We start from the raw sequence: 21330 nt of genomic DNA on the forward strand, positions 1-21330 counted from the left end.
CCGCCTCGTCGAGCTCCTCCTGCAGCTGCTCGATGCGCGCGCGGAGCTCGCGCTGCTCGAACGAGAGCCGGTCGCGCCGGTCGCGGATCTCCTGGATGCGCAGCTCGAGGCCCGCGAGCTCGGCCGCCGCGTTCGCGGCATCCTGCCTGGCCTCCTCCGCCTCGCGCTTCGCGGCGGCGCGCTTCTCGGCGCGGAGGGTGGCGCGGGAGGGGGTGACGGTCTCCATGATGGGCGGGGCGGATCGGGGTGCGCCGTTGGTGACGGGCTCGCCCGAGCCGGAGCCGGAGCCCGAACCGGAACGGGAGCCGGATCCGGGCGTTGCCGTCGCCGGGGCCGCCGTCTCGAGCCCGGCCGGCAGCGCGCCGGCGAGGTCGACGGGGTCGAAGCCCGCCGTGGCGAGCGTGCGCACGAGGAGTCCCGTGCGGAGCGCCGCCTCGGCACCCGGATCGGTCAGCGCGGCCTGCAGGGTGGCCTGCACCTCGAGGGCGGCCGATTCCGAGACGGGGGTGCCGAGCTCGTCGCCGAGGTCGCGGGCCGAGCGGGCGAGCGCCGCGAGCAGGCGCTGCCGTTCCTTGCCGAGGTCGCGCACGGCCTCGCGGTCGAGCGAGGAGGAGTCGCGGAGGCGCGCCCCGAGGGCGAGCAGCTCGTCGAGCTCGACGCTGCGGTGCCGCACGAGCTGGTCGACGGCCCAGGCCGCCACGGAGGGCTTCGCGAGCTTGCGCACCCGGGCGGCGAGTTCGCGGTCGCCCTCGTCGGAGGCGGCGGTCGCGTGGCGCTTCCGCTCGGCCACGAACTCGGCGGGCCGCACGGCGTAGAGCTCCTGGGCGATGCGCTCGAGCGGCTGGGCGGCGTCGCGCAGCTGAGCCGTGGTGGGCGCCTTCGCCATCCGCTCTCCCCTCGCATCCGTCGCCACCGAGCCTAGGCCGAGCGGCACCGTGCCACGATGGTGGGCATGCCCACCCGACTGCTGCTGCTCGCCGACACGCACGTGCCCACACGCGCGCGTCGGCTTCCGGATGCGGTGTGGCAGGAGGTGGACCGCGCCGACGTCGTGCTGCACGCCGGCGACTGGGTCGACGTCGACACCCTCGACCTGCTCGAGGCCCGCGCCGCGCGGCTCGTCGGCGTGCACGGCAACAACGACGGCGCCGAGCTGCGGGCCCGCCTCCCCGAGGTGGCGCGGGTCGAGCTCGAGGGCGTGCGGATCGCGATGGTGCACGAGACGGGCGCCGCCGCCGGCCGCGAGACGCGGATGGACGCCGCGTTCCCCCGGAGTGGAAGCGGGAGTGGAAGCGGCAGTGGCAGTGGCGGCGGCACTGTCGGCGGCACCGACGTCCTCGTGTTCGGCCACAGCCACATCCCCTGGGACACGACCACGCCCGCGGGCCTGCGGCTGCTCAACCCCGGGTCGCCGACGGACCGCCGCCGGCAGCCGGTCTGCACGCTCATGACGGCGGTCGCCGACGGCGGCGTGCTCGCCGAGGTGCAGCTGCTGCCCGTCGCGCGCGACTGAGCGCGGCCCGAGCCGGGCTTCATCCGGACTTCACCCGGAGGCAACCCGCTCTCTGCGTGTCGCCCACGGCCGGCCGCGAGGGTGGGAGGGCGCAGTCGCGCTCACCACGCCGTCCGACACGAACGTCAGCGATGCCACGACGCACAGATTCCTCCCGCCGCAGAACCGCCGCGGTCGCCTCGGCGCTCGCCGCGGGCGACGAGCCGGGCACCACCCCCTCCGCCGCGAGCACCGACCCGATCGGCGCGCTCGAGCTGCTGAGCGACCCGTTCCTGCAGGCTCCCGGCGAGTCGAGCGTGAACGTGGTCTGGGCCACCGAGTTCGCCGGCGCCTCGAGCGTCGTGCTCGTGGGCGAGACCGTGGGGGCTCTCGCCGAGGAGCAGCTCGACGAGGCCGCCGCGGGCGAGCTCGCGGGCATCGCGGTGTTCGAGGCCGGCAGCGAGCGGTTCTCGCGCCTCGTGGAGGACACGGCCTCGAACATCCCCGCCGACGAGAAGCCCGCCGCCGGTGTGGCCGAGCGCGAGGTCTGGCGGCACGAGGCCGTCGTCTCGGGCCTCACCCACGGCGAGCGGGTGCCCTACCGCGTGGTGTCGTTCGACGGCGCACCCGGCACCGAGGCGACCGAGCTCGCCGCATCCGGCACCTTCTCGCTCTCGCCCGCGCCGAAGGCCGGCGACGACCAGCGGATCCTCATCACGAGCGACCACCGGGCCATGAGCAACACCGCCGCGAACCTCGAGATGGCCTCGGAGACGTTCGGCGACATCGACGCCGTGTTCCTCGCCGGCGACCTCGTGAACCAGCCCGACCGGGCCTCGGAGTGGTTCGACGACTCCCGCGGCGGCGCCTTCTTCCCCGTGCTGCAGGGCAACGCCTCGCGTGCCTCCACGCACGGCGAGGCCTACCGCGGTGCCGAGATCCTGCAGAACGCGCCGATCCACCCCGCCATCGGCAACCACGAGGTGCAGGGCCGGATCGACGGCGCCACGAGCATCTCGGGCTCGTTCAACGCGCCCGTGCCCACCGCCGTGGCGGAGGCCGAGTACGAGAAGGTGGCCGCCACGGTCAACACCTCGGGCGACCCCGCGGTGAGGGCGGCCTGGATCGAGGACAACTCGTTCAGCTCCACCACCTACGAGGAGATGTTCACGCTGCCCGAGTCGGCCTCCGGTGGCGAGCGCTACTACGCCGTGACCGTCGGCGACGTGCGCCTCATCTCGCTCTACTCCACCCGCATCTGGCGCGGCGAGACCGCTCAGGCCGACCCCGCGGCCCGCACCGGCATCTCGCGCTACCAGGAGACGCCCGCCGTGCTCGGCACGCCGCTCGCCCAGGGCCACGGCGAGTTCATCTTCGAGCCCATCGACGACGGCAGCGCCCAGCTCGAGTGGCTCGAGGGCGAGCTCGCGAGCGACGATTTCCAGGATGCGCGGTTCCGCGTGGTGATGATGCACGAGGGCGCGCAGACGATGGGCGGCAACGTGATGCCGCACTTCACCGACCCGGTGCGCACCGAGGAGACGAACGTCGACGGATCGCTCGCCGGCATCCGCTACGACTACCCCGCCACCGAGAACCACCTGCTGAACGACCTCGGGCCGATGCTCGAGGAGGCCGGTGTCGACCTCGTGCAGCAGGCGCACAACCACATCTGGAACCGCTTCCAGTCGGAGAACGGCGTCAACTACCTCGAGACCTCGAACATGGGCAACACCTACCGGGTGTTCCACGAGCTCAGCGGCAACTCGCGTGGGGTCCCGCCCCTGCCGTGGGACGCCTCGAACTACCTCGCCCAGGGCAACCCCGGCGGGCTCGAGCCGATCATGCCGACGGGGGCCGCACCGGTCAACGCGCAGGGCGTCAAGACGCCGTTCGTGCAGAGCAACGACCACGCCGTGTTCACCCTGCTCGACACGGGCTCGAACGAGGTCATCAGCTACATCTACGACGTGCGGACGCCCGACGTGCCGCCCGTGGAGCTCGACCGGTTCTCGCTCGGGCGGGAGGCCGTGGAGCCCACGCCCACGCCCACGCCGACGCCGACCGCCACGCCTGAGCCCACGCCCACGCCGACCGCGACGCCCACGCCGACCGCGACGCCGACGCCGACCGCGACTCCGACGGCATCGCCGACTCCGACCCCGACCACGTCGCCCGCACCCACCCCGGGCGCGGCGGCCGTGACCCTCTCGGCCTCGTCCGTGGTCGCCGGCGGCAGCGTCTCGATCACCGGCACCGGTTTCGGCGCCACCGACGAGGTGTCGGCGGTGCTGCACAGCACGCCGAAGCTGCTCGGCACGAAGACCGCCATCAACGGCACGGTGCGCATGACCGTCACGATCCCGGCCGGCACCCCGGTCGGCATGCACCGGATCGAGCTGCGCGGCGCCACCACCGGCAGCACGGCCTCCGCCGAGCTCATGGTCACCGCGGCCGCGGTGCCCGGTGCGCCGGGCGGATCGCTCGCCAGCACGGGCGTCGACGCCGCATCCGCCGCCCCGGCCCTCGCGGGAGTGCTCGGCGCGCTGCTGCTCCGAGCGGGCGCGCTGATCTGGCGCTCGGGCCGCCGCTCGCGCGCCTGACCGCCGTGACCTGAAGGGCCGGGGATCCCCTTCCCCGGCCCTTCGTGGTACCCATGGAACATGACGCACTCCTCGACCGCCCGTGACGCCGATGTCTCCCCCGGTGACGGTCGCGACGAGACCCGCAACGAGCGGCTCGACCGCAACTGGAACGAGATGCTGCAGGAGCTGCGCGTCATCCAGACCGGAACCCAGATCCTCACGGGCTTCCTGCTGGCCGCGGCCTTCCAGTCGCGGTTCGAGGATCTCGACGACTACCAGCGCACCGTCTACCTGTGCCTCGTGGTGGCGTCGATCCTTACCACCGTGTTCGGTCTCGCGCCGGTGAGCCTGCACCGCACGCTCTTCCGGCAGCAGGCGAAGGAGCGCGTGGTGCTCGTGACCGACCGCATCCTGCGGCTCACCATGATCGGCGTGGCGCTCACCCTCGCCGGCACCGCGATGCTGATCTTCGACTTCGTGCTGGGGCGTGCGGGCGGGATCGTGGCGGGGGCGGCGCTGCTCGTGGTGATCGTGGTGCTCTGGGTCGTGGTTCCCGGGGCGGTTCGGCGGTCGCACCACGAGGCGAGGGCGGATGCACCGGATGCGCCGGGTGCTCTGGATGAGCCGGGCGCGGCGAGTGCACCGGATGCGCAGGGCGCGCCGGGTGGGTCGACCGGCTCAGGCGGCTCGGTCTAGCGAGCGCACGAGCTGCTCCCAGCCGGCAGCGAGCCGGTCGATCGGCGGTCGTGCGCCGGGGGGTGCCGTGAGGATCGCCTCGAGCACGGCGAGCAGCTCGAACGCGAGCACGGGCACGTCGCCCGGCACCTCGGCCTGGCGGAGCAGCGTCGCCACGTGCAGGGCCGCCACGCGGCGTGCCGGCACGGCGTAGTGGTTCTCGTCGGGAGCCGCCGAGGCGCGCAGGAGCTCGCTCTGGGTCGACAGCACGGCGATGCGCTCGCGGCCGAAGGCCACGAGCCGCTCGAGCGGTGGCGCGCCCGGCCCGAGCGGAGGCGGACCGGAGAGGAAGCGGCCCTGGAACTCGCGCTCCGTGTCGTCGAGCAGGGCCCTCAGGAGGCCGCCCCGGGAGCCGAAGCGGCGGAAGACGGTGCCCTTGCCGACTCCGCTCTGAGCGGCCACGCGGTCCATCGTGATGCCCGCCACGCCCTCGGTCGCCACGATGGAGCGGGCGACCTCGAGCACGCGTGCGCGGTTGCGGGCGGCATCCGATCGCTCGGTGGGTGGTGGGCCCATGGAGGGGAGGAGCGGTTCCGGCGACGCGCCCACCCAGGTCATGCGTGAAATGTAGCACGGCGGGAATAACCGGACCGCAGTCCGGTTATGGTGTGATGACCATCTCGCCGATCCCCGGATCGGCCCGATCCCTTGGAGAACGATGACCGACAAGAACGTGCTCGTGCTCGTGGGCAGCCTTCGTGCCGCCTCGATCAACCGCCAGCTCGCCGAGACCGCCCTCGCCCACGCGCCGGAGGGACTGACGCTCTCGCTCTACGAGGGCCACGGAGCGCTCCCCCTCTACAACGAGGACCTCGACGTGGAGGGCCAGCTGCCGGCCTCCGTCGTGGAGTTCCGCGAGGCGCTCGCCGCGGCGGATGCGCTGCTCGTGGTGACGCCGGAGCACAACGGCACCGTGCCGGCGAACCTCAAGAACGCGATCGACTGGTCGTCGCGTCCCTTCGGCGAGGCGGCCATCGTGGCCAACCCCGTCGCCGTGATCGGCACCGCGTTCGGCCAGTACGGCGGCATCTGGGCCCAGGACGAGACGCGCAAGGCGTTCGGCATCGCGGGAGCCACCGTGCTCGAGCAGCACACGCTCTCCATCCCGCACTCGCTCGTGCGGTTCGCCGAGACGCACCCGAAGGACGACGCGGAGATCGTGACCCAGCTCACCGCGTTCCTCGACGAGTTCGCCGGTGAGCTGGCGAAGCTCGACGAGGACGCGGCCGCCGCAGCTTAGACCGCGTCGGGCGACGGGGTGGTGGCCTGCTGCTGAGCGGCCACCGCCTCGGCGTACTCCTTCTTCACGGTCTCCATGTCGAGCGAGCGCACCTGCTTGATCACGTCTTCGAGCACCTGGCCCGGCAGAGCGCCGGGCTGGGAGAAGATCGGGATGCCGTCGCGGTAGCCGACGAGGGTGGGGATCGACGTGATGCCGTAGGAGGCGGCGAGCTGCCGCTGGTCCTCGGTGTCGACCTTCGCGAACACGATGTCGCCGTGCTCGTCGGAGGCCTTCTCGAACACGGGGGCGAACTGCTTGCAGGGGCCGCACCAGTCGGCCCAGAAGTCGATCAGGACGATGCCGTCAGCGACGGTGTCGTCGTGGTTCTCGATGGTCAGAGTCTTCGTGGACATGCAATCAACAACACCACGGTCGCCCGGGAATTCCCAGCACTCAGCTCACGTGCACCTCGGGGCGGTGCCTCCGGTCGCGCTCGGCGCGGCGCAGCACCTCGCGCGTGACGGGGGCCACCTCGCCTGCGCCCGTGATGAGGTAGCGGAACATGTTCGAGATGGGGCTGCCCTCGGTCCACTCGAAGTAGACATCCGGAACCACGCCCGTGAGGTCGCGGATCTCGAGCAGCACCGTGGCGATCGTGTTCGGCACGTTGGCGCTCGTGACCTTGAGCACGCGGAAGCCGTCGATCGCCTCGCCCGTGACGTGCAGGTCCTCCTCGAAGTTCGACGAGTCGGCCAGGTGCACCTCGAGGAAGATCACGGGGGAGCGCTGGGGGATGCCACTGTCGCGCCGCTCCTCCTTGATCTTCTGCCGGTACTCGTCCGGTGAGTCCGTGGCATCCGGTTCATGGGCGATGATGCGGATCGTGTCGTACTCGTCGGCGTCGGTGAGCACCCAGTCGAGGGCCGCCGCATCGAGGGTGATCGAGGTCGCCCGCAGCTGGAACGAGCGCTGCACGCGCGAGATGATCGAGACGGCGATGATGCCGATGATGAACATGGCCGCGATCCGCACGCCGTCCGGCCGCTCGATGATGTTCGCGATGGTCGTGTAGAGGAAGACCACGGTGACGATCGCGAAGCCGATCGTGGCCCCGCGCTGCTTCTTGCGCCGCGCCGAGAGGGTGACCGCCACGGAGGCGGAGGTGATGAGCACGAGCACGCCCGTGGCGTAGGCGCCGGCCTGGGCGTCGACGTTCGCGTCGAAGACGAGCGTGATGATGACCGCGATCACGAGGAACACGATCACGAGCGGCCGCACGAGCCCGGCCCAGTGCGGTGCCATGCCGTAGCGCGGGAGGTAGCGCGGAACGAGGTTGAGGAGGCCGGCGAGGGCGCTCGCGCCGGCGAACCAGAGGATGGCGATGGTCGAGATGTCGTAGACCGTGCCGAAGCCCTCGCCGAGGTACTCGTGGGCGAGGTAGGCGAGGGCGCGGCCGTTCGCGGGGCCCCCCGCCTCGAACGCCTCCTGCGGGATGAGCAGCGTGGTGGTGATGCTCGAGGTGATGAGGAACGTCGACATGATCACGGCCGCCGTGGTGAGCAGCCGCTTGGCGCCCCGGATGCGTGCCGCCGGGTTGGCCGGTGTGTCACCCGGTGCGCCCTTGATCTGCGGCATCACGGCCACCCCGGTCTCGAAGCCGGAGAGGCCGAGCGCGAGCTTGGGGAAGGCGATCAGCGCGATGCCGACCATGACGAGGGGGTTGCCGTGCTGCGTCGTGAGCGCGCCCCACCAGTCGTCGATGACGTGGGTGTTCTCGAAGACGTGGCCGATGGCCACGGCGACCACGACCGCGTTGAGCACGAGGAAGACCGCGACCACCACGACGGCGACGTTGATGGCCTCCTTGAAGCCGCGGAGGAACACGACCGCGAGGCCGATGATGAGGATGAGGGTGATCGGCACCTGCTGGCCCTCGAACCAGTCGGGGGCGAACGGGTTCTCGATGGCGTGCGCACTCGCATCCGCTGCGCTGAGGGTGATGGTGATCATGAAGTCGGTGGCCGCGAAGCCCAGAAGCACGAGCACCACGAGCTTGCCGCCCCACCAGGGCAGCAGCTTCTCGAGCATGGCTATCGAACCCTCGCCGCGGTGGCTCTCGCGCGCGACGCGGCGGTAGACCGGGAGGGCGCCGCAGAGGGTCACGAGCACGAGCACGATCGTGGCGATGGGGCTGAGCAGGCCCGCGGCGAGGGCCGCGATGGCGGGCTGGTAGCCGAGGGTCGAGAAGTAGTCGACGCCGGTGAGGCACATCACCCGCCACCACGAGTGCGTCTTCTCGGGCTTCGTGGCACCGGGCCCCGGATGCTTGCCTGCCTGCTCGGCGCCGTCGGTGAGCCAGTGCGCGAGGCGGCCCTGGACCTTGCCCGCGGGCGGCGGATCACCCGGCGTGAGGTTGGCGGCGGCGCCGGTGCTCGAGGTCGACATGGTTCATCTATACACGCATCCTCGGGGCTCGGCGGACGGGGCGGGACTTGACTTATTCTCATGCGCCGTGTTCACTGAGACATTCTCATTGTCTGTCGAATGAATGGAAGACCATGCACGTGAACTCGAGATCACGGGGCCGGTTGCTCACCGGGGCCCTCATGTCCATGGTGCTCCTGACGGGAGTCCTCGGCGCAGTCCCAGCATCAGCCGGCGTGCCGGCGTCCGGCACGACCGAGATCGTGAGCGTCGATGCGGCCGGGATGCCGGGTGCGGGGAGTTCGACCGAGAGTTCCGTCTCATCTGACGGGCGATTCGTCGCGTTCACGTCGACATCGGCACTCACGGGGGCGACCACCGGCGCGGCTTCGCAGGTCTTCGTGAAGGACATGACCACGGGGGCGGTGCGGCTGGTGAGCGCGGGGAGCGACACGGGGAGCCCTGCGGCAGCGGACGCGTCGCTGCCATCGATCTCGGGCGATGGGCGGTACGTGGCGTTCGTGTCGGCTGCGACAAATCTGGAGGCGTTCCACAACAACGCGGGAGTGAAGCAGGTGTTCGTGCGGGACCTTGCGCCGGGAGGCTTGACGAGGTTGGTCTCGGTCAGCGCGAGTGGCACAGCGGGTGGGGACGCGGAATCCGGTTGGCCGAGCATGGCTGCCGACGGACGCAGCGTGGCGTTCCAGTCGCGCGCCACGAATCTGATCGCGGGTTCTGCGCCGGCCGGCGCTCAGGTGTATCAGGCCGATCTCACGACGGCCGGGCTTCCGAGGCTCGCGTTCGTGAGCCTGCAGGATGTCTCACGGAGCTCCATGCCGGCGTTGGCGAACGCCGCTGCCGCCGGCCCGTCGAGCTCGGCGGACGGATCGATCGTCGCCTTTGTGTCTTCGGCCACGAACTTGACGGCCGACATCGTGGCGGCGGGTGTCTCCCAGATCTTCGTGCACAACACGCGGACCGGAGCGACCACGCTGGTGAGCGCTGCGGCCGGAAAGGCGGAGGGGGGTGACCGCGGTTCGTTCGAGCCGGCTGTATCAGGCGACGGATCCAGAATTGCATACATCTCACTCGCAGCAAATCTGACCGGCACGCCTGCCGGAACGTCCCCAACGGTCGCCCAGGTCTTCCTGCGCACTCTCAATCCCGGTGGCTCCAGCGAGCTCGTGAGCCTCGACCGGGCGGGGACCGCACCGGCGGATCGCACCACGAGTGCTCCCTCGATCTCGGACGACGGCCGGCAGATCGCGTTCGTGTCCGATGCCACGAACCAGACAACCGCGACGATCCCGGGGGCCTCACGACAGGTGGTCGTGCGCGATATGACGGGCAAGAAGAACACGACGGTCAGTGTGGTGGCGAGCAGTCCCAACCTCGCCGGCGCGGCGCCGGCGCTCTACCCCGCTGTCTCCGGTGACGGACGGTTCGTGAGCTTCGCGACGTCCTCAGCCATGATCACGGCAACGGAGACCTCGGGAAGGTCGGCTGTCTACGTCCGGGGCATCGGCACAATGCAGTCGGTGATCGAGCGGATCGGCGGCACCGACCGCTATGCCGTGTCCGCCACCGTCTCCAGGACGTCCTTCTCCCCGGGAGTCTCCGTCGCCTATGTGGCATCCGGTGTCGTCTTCCCTGATGCGCTCTCGGGTTCGGCAGCGGCTGGGCGGAGCGGAGGGCCCGTGCTCCTGGTGCGGAGGGACGGGATCCCGACGGACATCGAGACCGAACTGAAGCGGCTGACGCCCGATCGGATCGTCGTGCTCGGAGGCACAGCCACGGTGTCCCCTTCTGTGGAGCAGGCCCTTGCGGAGTTCGTGTCCGCACCATCGAAAGTGACGAGGATGGATGGCGCCGACCGTTACGCGGTGTCCGCCACGGTGTCCTCGCGGAGGTTTCCACCCGAGGTCCCGGTCGCGTACGTCGCCTCGGGCGCGGTGTTTCCCGACGCCCTGTCAGGGTCGGCGGCAGCAGGACTCGGCAAGGGGCCGGTCCTGCTGGTCTCCAGGACCGGACTGTCCGAGAACGTCAGACTCGAACTCGGCAGGCTGAAGCCGAAGTCCATCGTGATCCTGGGCGGCACGAGTTCGGTGCCCGAGTCCGTCATGGCGGACCTCACGAAGATCCAGCCGGCGATCAGTCGCATCGCCGGCGACGATCGGTACGAGGTGTCTGCCGAGGTCGCGAGAGTCGCCTTCACTCAGACCGGCGGCACCGTCTACGTGGCATCCGGGCGCGTGTTTCCCGACGCCCTGTCGGGCTCGGCGGCAGCCATCGGAGCCCTCGCGCCCGTGCTCCTGGTATCCGGAGACCGCATTCCGGGCGATGTCGCCACCCAGCTCACCCGGCTCAAGCCGACACGGATCGTGGTCCTAGGCGGCACGGCGACGGTGACCGAAGCCGTCTACGAGGAGCTGCGCGGGTACCTCGCGCGCTGATCCGCCCAATCCACCCGCCGTCACGTCGACGGCAGCACCGAGCGCGGGAGCACCGCGCTCTCGAAAGGACTGAAGACATGTTGATCGACGAGATGAACGCGGAGCGGCCGCGGGCGACGCGGATGACGGTGTGGGGGGCTTCTGCGGCGGTCGTGGCGCTGCTGGCCGGGGCGCTGCTCGGGGCCGGGAGTGCGGCGGCCGCGGTGCCCGGGGTCGGCGTGACGGCGATCGTGAGCTCGGATGCCGCGGGGATCCCGGGGGCTGCGGATGCCAGTGAGGCTTCCGTGTCGGCCGACGGGCGCTACGTCGCGTTCTCGTCGGCGTCGGCGCTGGCGGGGGCGCCCGGCGGGACGGCCCAGGTCTTCCGGAAGGACATGAGCACCGGCGCCGTCGTGCTCGTGAGCGCGGGCCGGGACGGCTCGGTGGCTAGCGCCGCGGCCCTGCAGCCCTCGATCTCGGGCGACGGGCGGTTCGTCGCCTTCGTCTCCAACGCCACGAACCTCGACCCCGCGCATGCCTCCAGTGTTCTGCAGGTGTTCGTGCGCGATCTCGCGCCCGGCGGGGTCGCCAGACTCGTGACGGTCAACACAGCCCGGAGCGCCGGAGGTGATGCGCTGTCGCTGCTGCCGAGTCTGGCGGGCGACGGTCGGTCCGTCTCGTTCCAGTCGCAGGCCTCCGACCTCGTTCCCTCGGCGGTGTCGGGCACCCAGGTGTATCGGGCGGACATCTCCGCGGCCGGCACTCCCGCGATCGAACTGGTGAGCGTGCAGGATCCGTCGGTCTCGACGACGCCCGCTGCAGCCGACATCGATGCCACCACTCCGGCCAGCTCCTACGACGGCTCCGTCGTGGCCTTCGCCTCGGCCGCGCAGAACCTCACGACCGACACGCCGGCCGCCGGGGTGACCCAGGTCTTCACGCGGGACCGCCGGACGGGGACCACGACCTTGGTGAGCGCGGCCTCGGGGGCCGGGATCGCGGGCGACCGTGACTCCGTGGATCCGTCGATCTCGGCCGATGGCCGCACCGTCGCGTATGCCTCGAAGGCGACGAACATCGCCGTCGGCCCCACGGGAACGGCGACGACGACCGCCCAGATCTTCGTGCGCGAGCCGGAGAAGGGGCGGGCGAGCCGGGTGGTGAGCCTGAAGTTCTCCGGGACCGGTCCCGCCAACAGCAACAGCTCCTCGCCGAAGATCTCGGCGGACGCGCGGCGGATCGCCTTCGCCTCCGTCGCGACCGACCTCACCGACGTCGCGAACCCGGATGGCATCAGCCAGGTCTTCGTGCGCGACCTCGTGCGCGGCTTCAACTCCATGGTGAGCGTGGAGGCCGGCGCCGCGGTGGCGGGGACCGACTTCTCCGGTGGGCCGAGCATGTCGGCCGACGGACGGTTCGTTGGGTTCTCGAGCCTCGCTCCGCGGATCTCGCCCGCCGATCCGCTGGGGCGCTCGCTCGTCTACCTCCGCGGCATCGCGGGTGATGCGGGGTCCGTCGGCGGTTCGGTGATCGAGCGCGTCGGCGGTGCCGATCGCTACGCCGTCTCCGCCTCGGTCTCCGCCGGACGGTTCGCGCCCGGCGTTCCTGTGGCCTACGTCGCATCCGGCGCGGTGTTCGCCGATGCGCTCTCAGGATCCGCCGCGGCCGGGGCCAACCGAGGGCCCGTGCTCCTCACGCGGAAGGACGCCATCCCGCCGCTGGTCGCGACCGAGCTGGATCGCCTCGATCCGGCCAGGATCGTGCTGCTGGGCGGCACCGCCTCTGTGGCGCCGGAGGTGCAGAAGGCGCTCGCGGCCTTCGTCGACGCGGATGCCTCGCGGGTGACGCGGATCGAAGGCGCCGACCGGTACGAGGTGTCGGCCAAGGTCTCAGGGACAGTCTTCGCTGAGGGGCCGCAGGTGGCGTACATCGCCTCGGGCGCCGTCTTCCCGGATGCTCTCTCGGGCTCCGCCGCCGCCGGGCTCGCCAAGGGGCCGGTGCTGCTCGTCACGCGAGACACCATCCCTGGCCCCGTGGCCGCCGAGCTGGCGCGGCTGAAGCCGAAGTCGGTCGTCGTCCTCGGAGGAACCTCGACGGTGTCCGACGCCGTGCTGAAGCAGATCCCGCCCTCCATGCCGGCCACTCGTCTGGCCGGTGCCGACCGGTACGAGCAGTCGGCCGCGGTGGCCGGAGCGTCATTCACCGCCACGGGTGGCACGGTGTTCGTCGCGTCGGGGCAGGTCTTCCCCGATGCGCTGTCCGGATCGGCCGCGGCCATCCGCGCCAAGGCTCCGGTGCTGCTGGTTGCCGCCGATCGCATCCCGGGGGCCGTGCAGACCCAGCTCACGCGGCTGAAGCCGACCCGGATCGTCGTGCTCGGCGGGGAGGCAACCGTGTCGGCCGCCGTGTACGAGTCGCTGCGCGGGTACCTCGCGAAGTAGCGAGTCGACAGCCGCCGGTTGAGCCCGCTCGACCGGCGGGAGGGTCAGCCGAAGATCATGGGCCGGTCGTCGTCGTCCTCCTCCGTGGAGAGGTCGAGGTCGACGACGACGGGCACGTGATCGGAGGGTGCGTCGCCCTTCCGCTCGTCGCGGTCGATGCGGGCGGCCGTGACGAGTTCCTGGAAGGCGGGCGAGCCCATGATGAAGTCGATGCGCATGCCCTCGTTCCGAGGGAAGCGGAGCTGCTTGTAGTCCCAGTAGGTGTAGCCGGTCGGCACGAGGGGGCGCACGACGTCCGCCAGCCCCAGCTCCTCGAAGGCGCGGAAGGCGGCGCGCTCGGGCTCGGAGACGTGGGTGGAGCCCTCGAAGACCGAGCGGTCCCAGACATCCGTGTCGAAGGGCGCGATGTTCCAGTCGCCCATGAGCGCGAGCGGCTGCGACGGATGCGCGGCGAGCCAGCTGCGCGTCTCGGCCGCGAGCTCCTTGAGCCAGGCGAGCTTGTAGAGGTAGTGCGGGTTGTCGAGCTCGCGGCCGTTGGGCACGTAGAGGCTCCACAGGCGCACGTCGTCGACCGTCACGCCGAGAGCACGCGCCTCGAGCGGCAGCGAGCCGTCGTCCTGCGCCTTGCCGAAGCCCGGCATGCCCGTGAACGTGTTCGACACGTCGTGCATCGGGAGCCTGCTCGCGAACGCGACCCCGTTCCACTGGTTGAGCCCGTGCAACACCACCTCGTAGCCGGCCTCGTGGAAGGCCTCGAAGGGGAACTGCGACTCCTTGCACTTGATCTCCTGCATGCCGAGCACGTCGATGTCCGACCGCACCAGCCAGTCGACGACACGGCCGACTCGGGCGCGGATGGAGTTCACATTCCAGGTGGCAACACGCATGCCCCCACGCTACCGGCCGCGCCCGACACGGCGGACATCGCCAAGGCTCCGGCCCACCGCGGCCTCTGGCGGGTCGGTGAGCGCGAGAGGTGGCGTTGTCCGCGCAACTACGCTGGTGGCATGGGGCGCGCGGACGACGACGAGCTGCGCCGGGCCGCCGCCGATGGTGTGACCAGCAACGCCACCGGGCTCGCCGCTGAAGCAGGGGAGCCCGCCGCCCCCGACAGCACCCTCCGCGCCCGCCTCGAACAGCGCCTGGGGGAGCGGTTCGAGCTGCTCGAGCAGCCGATCGCGCGGGTCACCGACGTCACGAACAGGACGCTCGCCCTCTTCCCCGCCCGGGTGTGGCGCCGCTTCCTCTCGGCCAACGGCTTCCTGCTCTCGGCCGGCATGAGCTACCAGGCGCTGTTCGCGGTCTTCGCCGCCGTCTACATCGTCTTCGCGGTCGCGGGGATCTGGCTGATCGGCTCCCCGGAGACCCTCGACGCCCTGATCGCCCTCATCAACACCTACGTGCCCGGCCTGATCGGCGACGACAAGATCATCCGCGAGACCGACCTCCGGCAGATCGCCCGCTCGAGCGCCTCCGTGCTCACCATCACGGGCGTGGCGGCGATCGCCGTGCTCGTCTGGACCGCCATCGGCTGGATCACCTACTCCCGCATCGCCGTGCGGGCGATCTTCGGCATGCCCCGCGACCGCCGCGCCTACCTGCTCCTCAAGGCCCGCGACCTGCTCGTCTCCCTAGCCCTCGGCCTCACGCTGTTCGCGGCCGCCGTGCTGAGCGTGGCGAGCACGGCCGCCCTCGACTGGATCCTCTCCCTCTTCCCCGACGAGTTCCGCGACTGGTCGACGACCTTCGTGCGGGTCGCGGGCCTCGCCCTCGTCTACGCCATCGACACCGCCGCGCTCATGGTGCTGTTCCGCTTCGTGACGGGGGCGCGCCTCACCCTCAAGCGGATGGCCCTCGGCGCCGGCCTCGGCGGCGCAGCCCTCCTCGTGCTCCAGGTGCTCGGCTCGCAGCTGCTCGGCGGCGCCACCCGCAACCCGCTGCTGTCGACCTTCGTGGTGTTCATCGCGCTGCTGCTCTGGTTCCGGCTCACGAGCGTCGTGACCCTGGTGGCGGCATCCTGGATCTCGATCGCCGCCGAGGACAGGGGCGAGGCGCTCTACGAGCCCACCGCCGAGGAGCGCGCGGCCCGCGAGCACGACGCCCTGGTGATCGCCGCCGAGGTGCGCCTGCGCGAGGCCCGCGCCGAGTTCGAGGCGGCCCCGTGGTGGCGCCGGCCCGGAGCGCGCTGGCGGCTCGACGCCGCGGAGGAGGAGCTGCAGTCGCTCGTCGACGCCCGCCGCCCCGACCCCCGGCGAGAGAGCATGATGGGGGAATGAGCATCCCACCCGCCGGCGTCCCGGCCACGTCCCCCGTCGTCGTCACCGGATCCACGGGCGCTCTCGGAGGCCGCGTCGCCCGGCTGCTGCAGGAGGCGGGGGTGCCGCTCCGCCTCATCGTGCGCGACCCGGCGCGGGCGCCCGAGATCGCGGGCGCCGAGGTCGCCGTCGCCGCCTACTCCGACACCACGTCCCTCGAGGCAGCGCTCGCCGGCGCCCGCCTCGTCTTCATGGTGTCGGCCGCCGAGAACGCCGACCGGCTCGCCGTGCACCGCTCCTTCATCGACGCGGCCCGTGCCGCGGGCGTCGAGCACATCGTCTACACGTCGTTCTTCGGGGCGGCTCCGGATGCGACGTTCACGCTCGCGAGAGACCACTTCGTCACCGAGAACCTCATCCGCGAGGCGGGTCTCGGCCACACGTTCCTCCGCGACAACCTCTACACCGACTTCCTGCCCATGCTCGCCGGCCCCGACGGCGTCATCCGCGGACCGGCGGGCAGCGGCCGCGTCGCCTCCGTCACGCGCGACGACGTGGCCGAGAGCGCGACCCGGGTGCTGCTCGACCGGTTGGGGTCTCCGGATGCGCACGCGGGCACCACCTACGAGCTCACGGGCCCGGAGGCGCTCGGCCTCGACGAGGTCGCGGCGATCGTGACGGAGGCGCGGGAGCGGGCGGGCGCCGGTTCCGACTCGGCTTCCGACTCGGCCGAGGGCCCGGTCACCTACCTCGACGAGACGCTGGCCGAGGCCTACGCCTCCCGCGCCGCCTACGACGCCCCGCAGTGGCAGCTCGACGCCTGGGTGAGCACCTACACGGCCATCGCCGCAGGCGAGCTCGCACGGGTCACCTCCGGCGTCGAGCACCTCACGGGCCACCCGCCGCGCTCCCTGCGCGACTTCCTCGGCCTCACCGACGCCTGATCAGTGCACCCGTTCCAGCCGCCCCAGCTCGTCGCCGTCGATGTCGAAGAGTCGCAGGTAACCGTTGTCGAGTGCGATCGTGCGTGTGCGGGTGTCCCAGCCGGGCCATCGCGGCCAGCAGTACACGAAGTCCGACGCGTAAGCGGGAACGAAGAATCCCGTGCCGTCACCGGTCCAGGGCAGCCCCGTCGCTGCGGGTGATCCGGGTCGCAGATCGACGGTGCGGCACTCGTCGATCGTGAAAGTGCCGTCATCGCGATAGGTGATGGTAGCGCGGTCGGGCCAGTCGGCAGGCAGCTCCTCGAACCCCGGGGGCGGGGTCGCTGAGACGGTGGTCGGGGTGGAGGGGTCGATACCTTCGGCGATGCCCACCGGCGTCCAGGTGCCGAGCAGGTCGTCCGCGGAAGCGGGGAGGAGGCCTTCGGCGAGCGGGGTGGGCAGTCGGAGCGCCACCTTGGATTCCTCATCGGCGGTCGGTCGGTAGCCGGGCGGGTACCAGTCCGCGGCGGCGGCGGGTGTCTTGATCGCGGGTTCGAGCTGGGCGAGCGACTCGCCGTCGACCCCCAGCATCTCCACCCCGTCGCCGTCGCCGAGCGCGCGGAAGCTGTGCATTCCGGTCAGCCAGGAGATCCCCGGAACGTCCATGGGCTGATCTCCGTCAGGCCCGAGAAAGCAGGTCTGAGCACCGCCTACCGCTCCGGTCACGAGCCCGTTCACCGTGCCCGCCCACTCGACCAAGAGGGGCCCGCACTCACGGAAGACCGTGATGGTCTGACCCTGGGGGCCGGCGCCGTTGATCCACACCACAGTGCCAGGGGCGTCGCCGTCGGCCTCCACCACCTGCCACTCGCCCACGAGGCCGATCGCGTCCGAGACCTCGGTGGTGGGGGTGCCGGAGAGCAGGGGGTCGCCGGGTTGGAAGGTCGGGACCGGATCTGGGATCGGTGCGGGCGTGCCCTCGGCGGCCTCATCCGCTGCTCCGGTGCCCTGCCCGGCGCATCCGGTCAGGAGCAGTGCCACAGCCAGCGCTGCGACCGCACCGCTCGCTGCTCCGGCGCGCGGGCCGGACCCCGCTCCTGGTCGCGTCGCCCTGCGCATCCGGTCCCCCATCGTGCCCCTCCAGCCGCTCATGGCCCGAACACTATTCGACGGGCGTGGCGCGAGCCTGCGAATCCGCCGCCGAAGTGGCGACGGGGGCCCCGGCTAAACTGGGGCCGTGACCGACGCGCGCAGCCAACTCATCGAGTACATCAAGACGGATGCCGTGTTCCACGGCGACTTCACGCTCACGAGCGGCAAGAAGGCGAGCTACTACGTCGACCTGCGGAAGGTCTCGCTCGACCACCGCGTGGCCCCGCTGATCGGGCAGGTCATGCTCGACCTGATCGAGGGCATCCGCGACGTCGACGCGGTCGGCGGGCTCACCATGGGCGCCGATCCGATCGCCTCCGCGGTGCTGCACCAGGGCGCCGCCCGCGGCCTCTCCTACGACGCCTTCGTGGTGCGCAAGGAGCCGAAGGACCACGGCCGCGGCCGCCAGGTCGAGGGCCCCGACGTGGCGGGCAAGCGCGTCGTCGTGCTCGAGGACACCTCCACCACCGGCGGATCGCCGCTCGCCGCCATCGCCGCGCTCGAGAAGGCCGGCGCGATCATCGCGGGGGTGGCCGTGGTCGTCGACCGCGCCACCGGTGCCGGCGAGCGCATCGAGGAGGCCGGCTACCCGTACCACTACGCGATCGGGCTGGCGGACCTGGGGCTGGAGTAGGCATGACCGGCGCGAGCTCGGGCCGAGGACCGGAGGGCGCTGCCGATTCCGGCTCGGGGCCGGCCATCGGCGGCGACCCCGGCACCGGCACCGGCCCCGTCGGCGGCACCGACACCGGCCACGGCGACCGCGGCGTCGGCTCGGGTGGTGCTGTGTCGGGTCGAGAGCCTGCTCCCGCTGGCGGTGCTGCGTCATCCCCCGCCACCGCACCCGGCGGGCCGGATCGAGGTCGAGACTCCGTGTTCCTCCGCGCGGTGCTCGTGGGTGGTGCGGTGCTCGCGCTGGGCCTCGCCGTCGTGCTGTTCTTCGTGGGGACCGCCGTCGGCGGCGCCGCGGATGCGCGCGGGTCCGACTCGGGCCCGGCCGGTGCCGGCGCGTCCCGTTCCGCGACCGCCACACCGGAGCCCACCCCCACCCCCTCGCCGACCCCGTCCCCCGAACCCGCAGCAGCCCCCGCTCTCCCGGCCAGACCGGCCGCCCCCGGTGTGCAGAAGTGGGACGCCCTGGCCGGCGGCGAGTGCCTCTCCGCCTTCACCTCGCCCTGGAGCGAGCAGTTCACGGTGGTCGACTGCGCGGGTGACCACAACGCCCAGCTCGTGACGCGCGGCCTGTTCACCGACCCCGCGGATCCGGCCTCGGCCACGGCGCCCTTCCCGGGCGAGGCGGAGCTCGCGGGCCGGCTCAACCTCCTCTGCACCGCTCCGGCCGTGCTCGACTACACGGCTGCGGGCGCGCTCCCGGATGTGCAGTGGCAGGCCGCCTATCCGGTGACGGAGGCCGAGTGGGTCGCGGGCGACCGCTCCTACTACTGCTTCTTCAGCCGCACCTCCGGCGAGCCGCTCGGCGCATCCCTGGTCGCGCCACCCGCCTGAGCGATCCTCAGCGATGTCGGCCTCCCGCGCTAGAGTGAAACGACCATGCCGAATGCACTCGACCCCGCCCGCCCCGTCCGCAGGCCCGTAGCCGCGCTCGTCGCCGCCTTCGTCGTGGCGCTGCTGGCCCTCGTGCTGCTCGGCGGGGCGCCGGCCGCTCGTGCGGATGTCGATGACTTCACGTTCGCCTCGTTCGACGGCCGCTACGAGCTCGGCATCGACGACGAGGGGCACTCCACGCTCACCACGGTCGAGGAGTACGTGGCCGTCTTTCCCGAGATCGACCAGAACAAGGGCATCCGGCGCGCCCTGCCGCTTCGCTACCAGGGGCATCCGACCGACCTGGAACTCGTGAGCGTCACCGACGAGAACGGCACGCCGCGACCGTTCGAGACGGAGACCGACGACGAGAACCTCATCGTCACGATCGCCGCCGACGACTACGTGCACGGCGAGCAGAGCTACGTGCTCACCTATACCCAGCGGGATGTCACGGGCTACTTCGCCGACACCGACGACGACGAGTTCTACCGGGACACCAACGGCACCATCTCGGCGCAGCCGATCGCGGTGCACACCACCACCACGATCGTCGCGCCCGAGCTGGTCTCGGCGCTCACAGGCGAGACGGGCTGCTTCGTGGGCCCGGAGGGCTCCACCGAGACGTGCGAGATCCTGCGCGCCGGAGTGGGCACGAGCGACGACGCCGAGCCCGACACGACGAGCGGCGGCGAACCGACGGATCGGACGGAGACCGCCGTCTTCACCACCCGCAACGAAGACCTGGGGCCGGGCGAGAACGTCACGATCGGCATCGCGTTCCAGCCGCACACCTTCACCCTGCGCGACACGGCCTACCTCTCGGCGGGGTCGAGCTGGGTGCAGCTCGTCGCGACGCTGCTCGCGCTGCTCGTCGCGGTGCTCTCGATCGTCTACCGGGTCACGGTGCTGCGGGATGCGAGGGGCCGGCCGGTCATCGTGCCCGAGTTCACGACGCCGCCGGGTGTCGACCTGATGCTCGCGTCAGCGGTCATGAAGCGCCCCACGCGGGCTGCGGCGGCGTCGTTCGTCGACTTCGCGGTGCGACGGAACATCCAGATCGTCGAGCAGGAGGGCGAGGGCGCGCCGGGCTCGAAGAAAGCGACGGGCTCGAAGGGCGTCTACTGGCTGCGACTCGTCACGCCCGAGGGGCTGAACGCGGCCGAGCTCGAGCTCGCGCGCGGCCTGTTCGGCCCGGAGCTCGCATCCGGAGCGTGGCGGGAGCTCAAGGCGAAGGACACGGAGCTCGCCAAGCAGATCCAGGCACTCCGCGCGTCGACGCGGAAGCGGGGGCTGAGTGAGGGGTACTTCCGCTCCGGGACGGCCTGGCGCGGGTCGCTGCTGCTGATCGCCGCCTTCGTGCTGGCGATCGTGAGCTTCATCACGGGAGCGATGTCGCTCGAGGCGGCGCTCGGCGGGCCACTGCCCGTCATCGCGATGGTGGTGGCCATCGCGGTGATCGTCGTCGTGCTCGCCACCGCGTTCCGGTCGCCGCTCACGGCGAAGGGTGCTGAGCTCCGCGACTACATCGAGGGCATCAAGATGTACATCGAGTGGGCGGAGGAGGAGCGGTTCCGGGTGCTGCAGAGCCCTGAGGGCGCGCTGCGCACGGGCATCGACGCTCCGGACTGGGGGCAGGTGGTGCGGCTCTACGAGAAGCTCCTGCCCTACGCGGTGCTGCTGGGGCTCGAGACGGAGTGGGCGAAGGTGCTCGGCACCTACTACGAGAACCTCGGCACCGAGCCCGACTGGTACGGCGGCAGCACGGGCTTCAACAGCTACCTCTTCGCCTCGAGCATCGGTGCCCTGAGCTCGAGCACGGTTTCGGCGTTCTCCGGCACGTCCTCCTCGAGCTCGAGCGGCTTCTCGGGCGGCGGAGGCTCGTCGGGCGGCGGCGGGGGCGGCGGGGGAGTCGGCGGGGTCTGACCCCGCCACCCCGCGTTCCGCTCGCTGAGCGGTGCCGCCCCGGCCTGACTGCTCGCCCGCCGGACTGCTCGCCGGCCGGATTGCTCGCCCGCGACTGCTCGCCGGCCGGACTTGGCCGTCCCTGCCTGCCCGCAATCATCGGCAGCATGTGGACAACGGCGATTCTGGGCGCCACCGGGGCCTCATGCGGCTCGGATG

General features: G+C 71.5%; 17 protein-coding genes. 11 read left to right on the plus strand and 6 right to left on the minus strand.

Annotated features, from left to right (window positions below; translation table 11 throughout):
• The coding region (locus tag Q0D57_RS10285) for a hypothetical protein (RefSeq protein ID WP_291042686.1) at positions 1-934 on the minus strand (934 nt) is incomplete at its 3' end.
• An 18-nt stretch (positions 935-952) separates the two neighbouring features.
• Here Q0D57_RS10285 and Q0D57_RS10290 point away from each other — a divergent pair.
• The 3 genes from Q0D57_RS10290 to Q0D57_RS10300 all read left to right on the plus strand — a co-directional run bounded on the left by Q0D57_RS10290 (position 953) and on the right by Q0D57_RS10300 (position 4773).
• Positions 953-1513, plus strand: a complete 561-nt coding sequence (locus tag Q0D57_RS10290) for a metallophosphoesterase (RefSeq protein ID WP_291042688.1) — start codon at positions 953-955, stop codon at positions 1511-1513.
• A gap of 131 nt (positions 1514-1644) precedes the next feature.
• Positions 1645-4095 carry a metallophosphoesterase gene (locus Q0D57_RS10295; RefSeq protein ID WP_291042690.1) on the plus strand — a complete coding sequence of 817 codons (2451 nt, stop codon included), beginning with the start codon at positions 1645-1647 and terminating at the stop codon, positions 4093-4095.
• Between the two features lie 60 nt (positions 4096-4155).
• Positions 4156-4773 (plus strand): DUF6328 family protein, encoded by a 618-nt coding sequence (locus Q0D57_RS10300; protein WP_366518601.1) that lies wholly within the window; start codon positions 4156-4158, stop codon positions 4771-4773.
• Here Q0D57_RS10300 and Q0D57_RS10305 read toward each other — a convergent pair.
• Positions 4756-5370, minus strand: coding sequence for a TetR/AcrR family transcriptional regulator (locus Q0D57_RS10305; protein ID WP_291042692.1), 615 nt, complete (start codon positions 5368-5370; stop codon positions 4756-4758). The two genes, Q0D57_RS10300 and Q0D57_RS10305, sit on opposite strands and share 18 nt — an antisense overlap.
• 100 nt (positions 5371-5470) lie before the next feature.
• On the opposite strand from Q0D57_RS10305, the gene Q0D57_RS10310 reads away from it, so the two are divergent.
• Positions 5471-6052, plus strand: coding sequence for an NAD(P)H-dependent oxidoreductase (locus tag Q0D57_RS10310; protein WP_291042694.1), 582 nt, complete (start codon positions 5471-5473; stop codon positions 6050-6052).
• Here the strand turns inward: Q0D57_RS10310 and trxA are convergent.
• Both trxA and Q0D57_RS10320 read right to left on the minus strand, forming a co-directional pair.
• Positions 6049-6447 carry a thioredoxin gene (gene trxA, locus Q0D57_RS10315; protein WP_291042697.1) on the minus strand — a complete coding sequence of 133 codons (399 nt, stop codon included), beginning with the start codon at positions 6445-6447 and terminating at the stop codon, positions 6049-6051. The genes Q0D57_RS10310 and trxA overlap by 4 nt on opposite strands.
• 40 nt (positions 6448-6487) lie before the next feature.
• Entirely contained in the window at positions 6488-8305 is a 1818-nt protein-coding gene (locus Q0D57_RS10320; protein ID WP_291042755.1) for an amino acid transporter, read from the minus strand.
• 335 nt (positions 8306-8640) lie between these two features.
• Between Q0D57_RS10320 and Q0D57_RS10325 the strand changes: the two genes are divergently transcribed.
• A complete protein-coding gene (locus Q0D57_RS10325; protein WP_291042699.1) occupies positions 8641-10911 on the plus strand; it encodes a cell wall-binding repeat-containing protein in 2271 nt (756 codons plus the stop codon).
• A gap of 77 nt (positions 10912-10988) precedes the next feature.
• Entirely contained in the window at positions 10989-13331 is a 2343-nt protein-coding gene (locus Q0D57_RS10330) for a cell wall-binding repeat-containing protein (RefSeq protein ID WP_291042701.1), read from the plus strand.
• A gap of 44 nt (positions 13332-13375) precedes the next feature.
• Here the strand turns inward: Q0D57_RS10330 and Q0D57_RS10335 are convergent, their stop codons facing one another.
• Positions 13376-14218: an exodeoxyribonuclease III gene (locus Q0D57_RS10335; protein ID WP_291042704.1), complete on the minus strand. Its 843-nt coding sequence runs from the start codon at positions 14216-14218 to the stop codon at positions 13376-13378.
• A gap of 120 nt (positions 14219-14338) precedes the next feature.
• Between Q0D57_RS10335 and Q0D57_RS10340 the strand changes: the two genes are divergently transcribed.
• Both Q0D57_RS10340 and Q0D57_RS10345 read left to right on the plus strand, forming a co-directional pair.
• Positions 14339-15607, plus strand: coding sequence for a YihY/virulence factor BrkB family protein (locus Q0D57_RS10340; protein ID WP_291042707.1), 1269 nt, complete (start codon positions 14339-14341; stop codon positions 15605-15607).
• Positions 15604-16530 (plus strand): SDR family oxidoreductase, encoded by a 927-nt coding sequence (locus Q0D57_RS10345; protein WP_291042710.1) that lies wholly within the window; start codon positions 15604-15606, stop codon positions 16528-16530. The genes Q0D57_RS10340 and Q0D57_RS10345 overlap by 4 nt, the downstream gene beginning before the upstream one ends.
• On the opposite strand, the gene Q0D57_RS10350 is transcribed toward Q0D57_RS10345, so the two are convergent.
• Entirely contained in the window at positions 16531-17661 is a 1131-nt protein-coding gene (locus Q0D57_RS10350) for a hypothetical protein (protein ID WP_291042713.1), read from the minus strand.
• Between the two features lie 85 nt (positions 17662-17746).
• On the opposite strand from Q0D57_RS10350, the gene pyrE reads away from it, so the two are divergent.
• From pyrE to Q0D57_RS10365, 3 genes are read left to right on the plus strand one after another with little or no spacing between them, the layout of a single operon-like run.
• Positions 17747-18295, plus strand: coding sequence for an orotate phosphoribosyltransferase (gene pyrE, locus Q0D57_RS10355; RefSeq protein WP_291042718.1), 549 nt, complete (start codon positions 17747-17749; stop codon positions 18293-18295).
• 2 nt (positions 18296-18297) lie between these two features.
• Positions 18298-19167 carry a septum formation family protein gene (locus tag Q0D57_RS10360; RefSeq protein ID WP_291042722.1) on the plus strand — a complete coding sequence of 290 codons (870 nt, stop codon included), beginning with the start codon at positions 18298-18300 and terminating at the stop codon, positions 19165-19167.
• A 45-nt stretch (positions 19168-19212) separates the two neighbouring features.
• Positions 19213-21132 (plus strand): DUF2207 domain-containing protein, encoded by a 1920-nt coding sequence (locus Q0D57_RS10365; protein ID WP_291042727.1) that lies wholly within the window; start codon positions 19213-19215, stop codon positions 21130-21132.
• The last annotated feature ends 198 nt before the right edge of the window (positions 21133-21330 follow it).

The organism is Herbiconiux sp., assembly GCF_023264895.1.
Lineage (GTDB): Bacteria > Actinomycetota > Actinomycetes > Actinomycetales > Microbacteriaceae > Herbiconiux.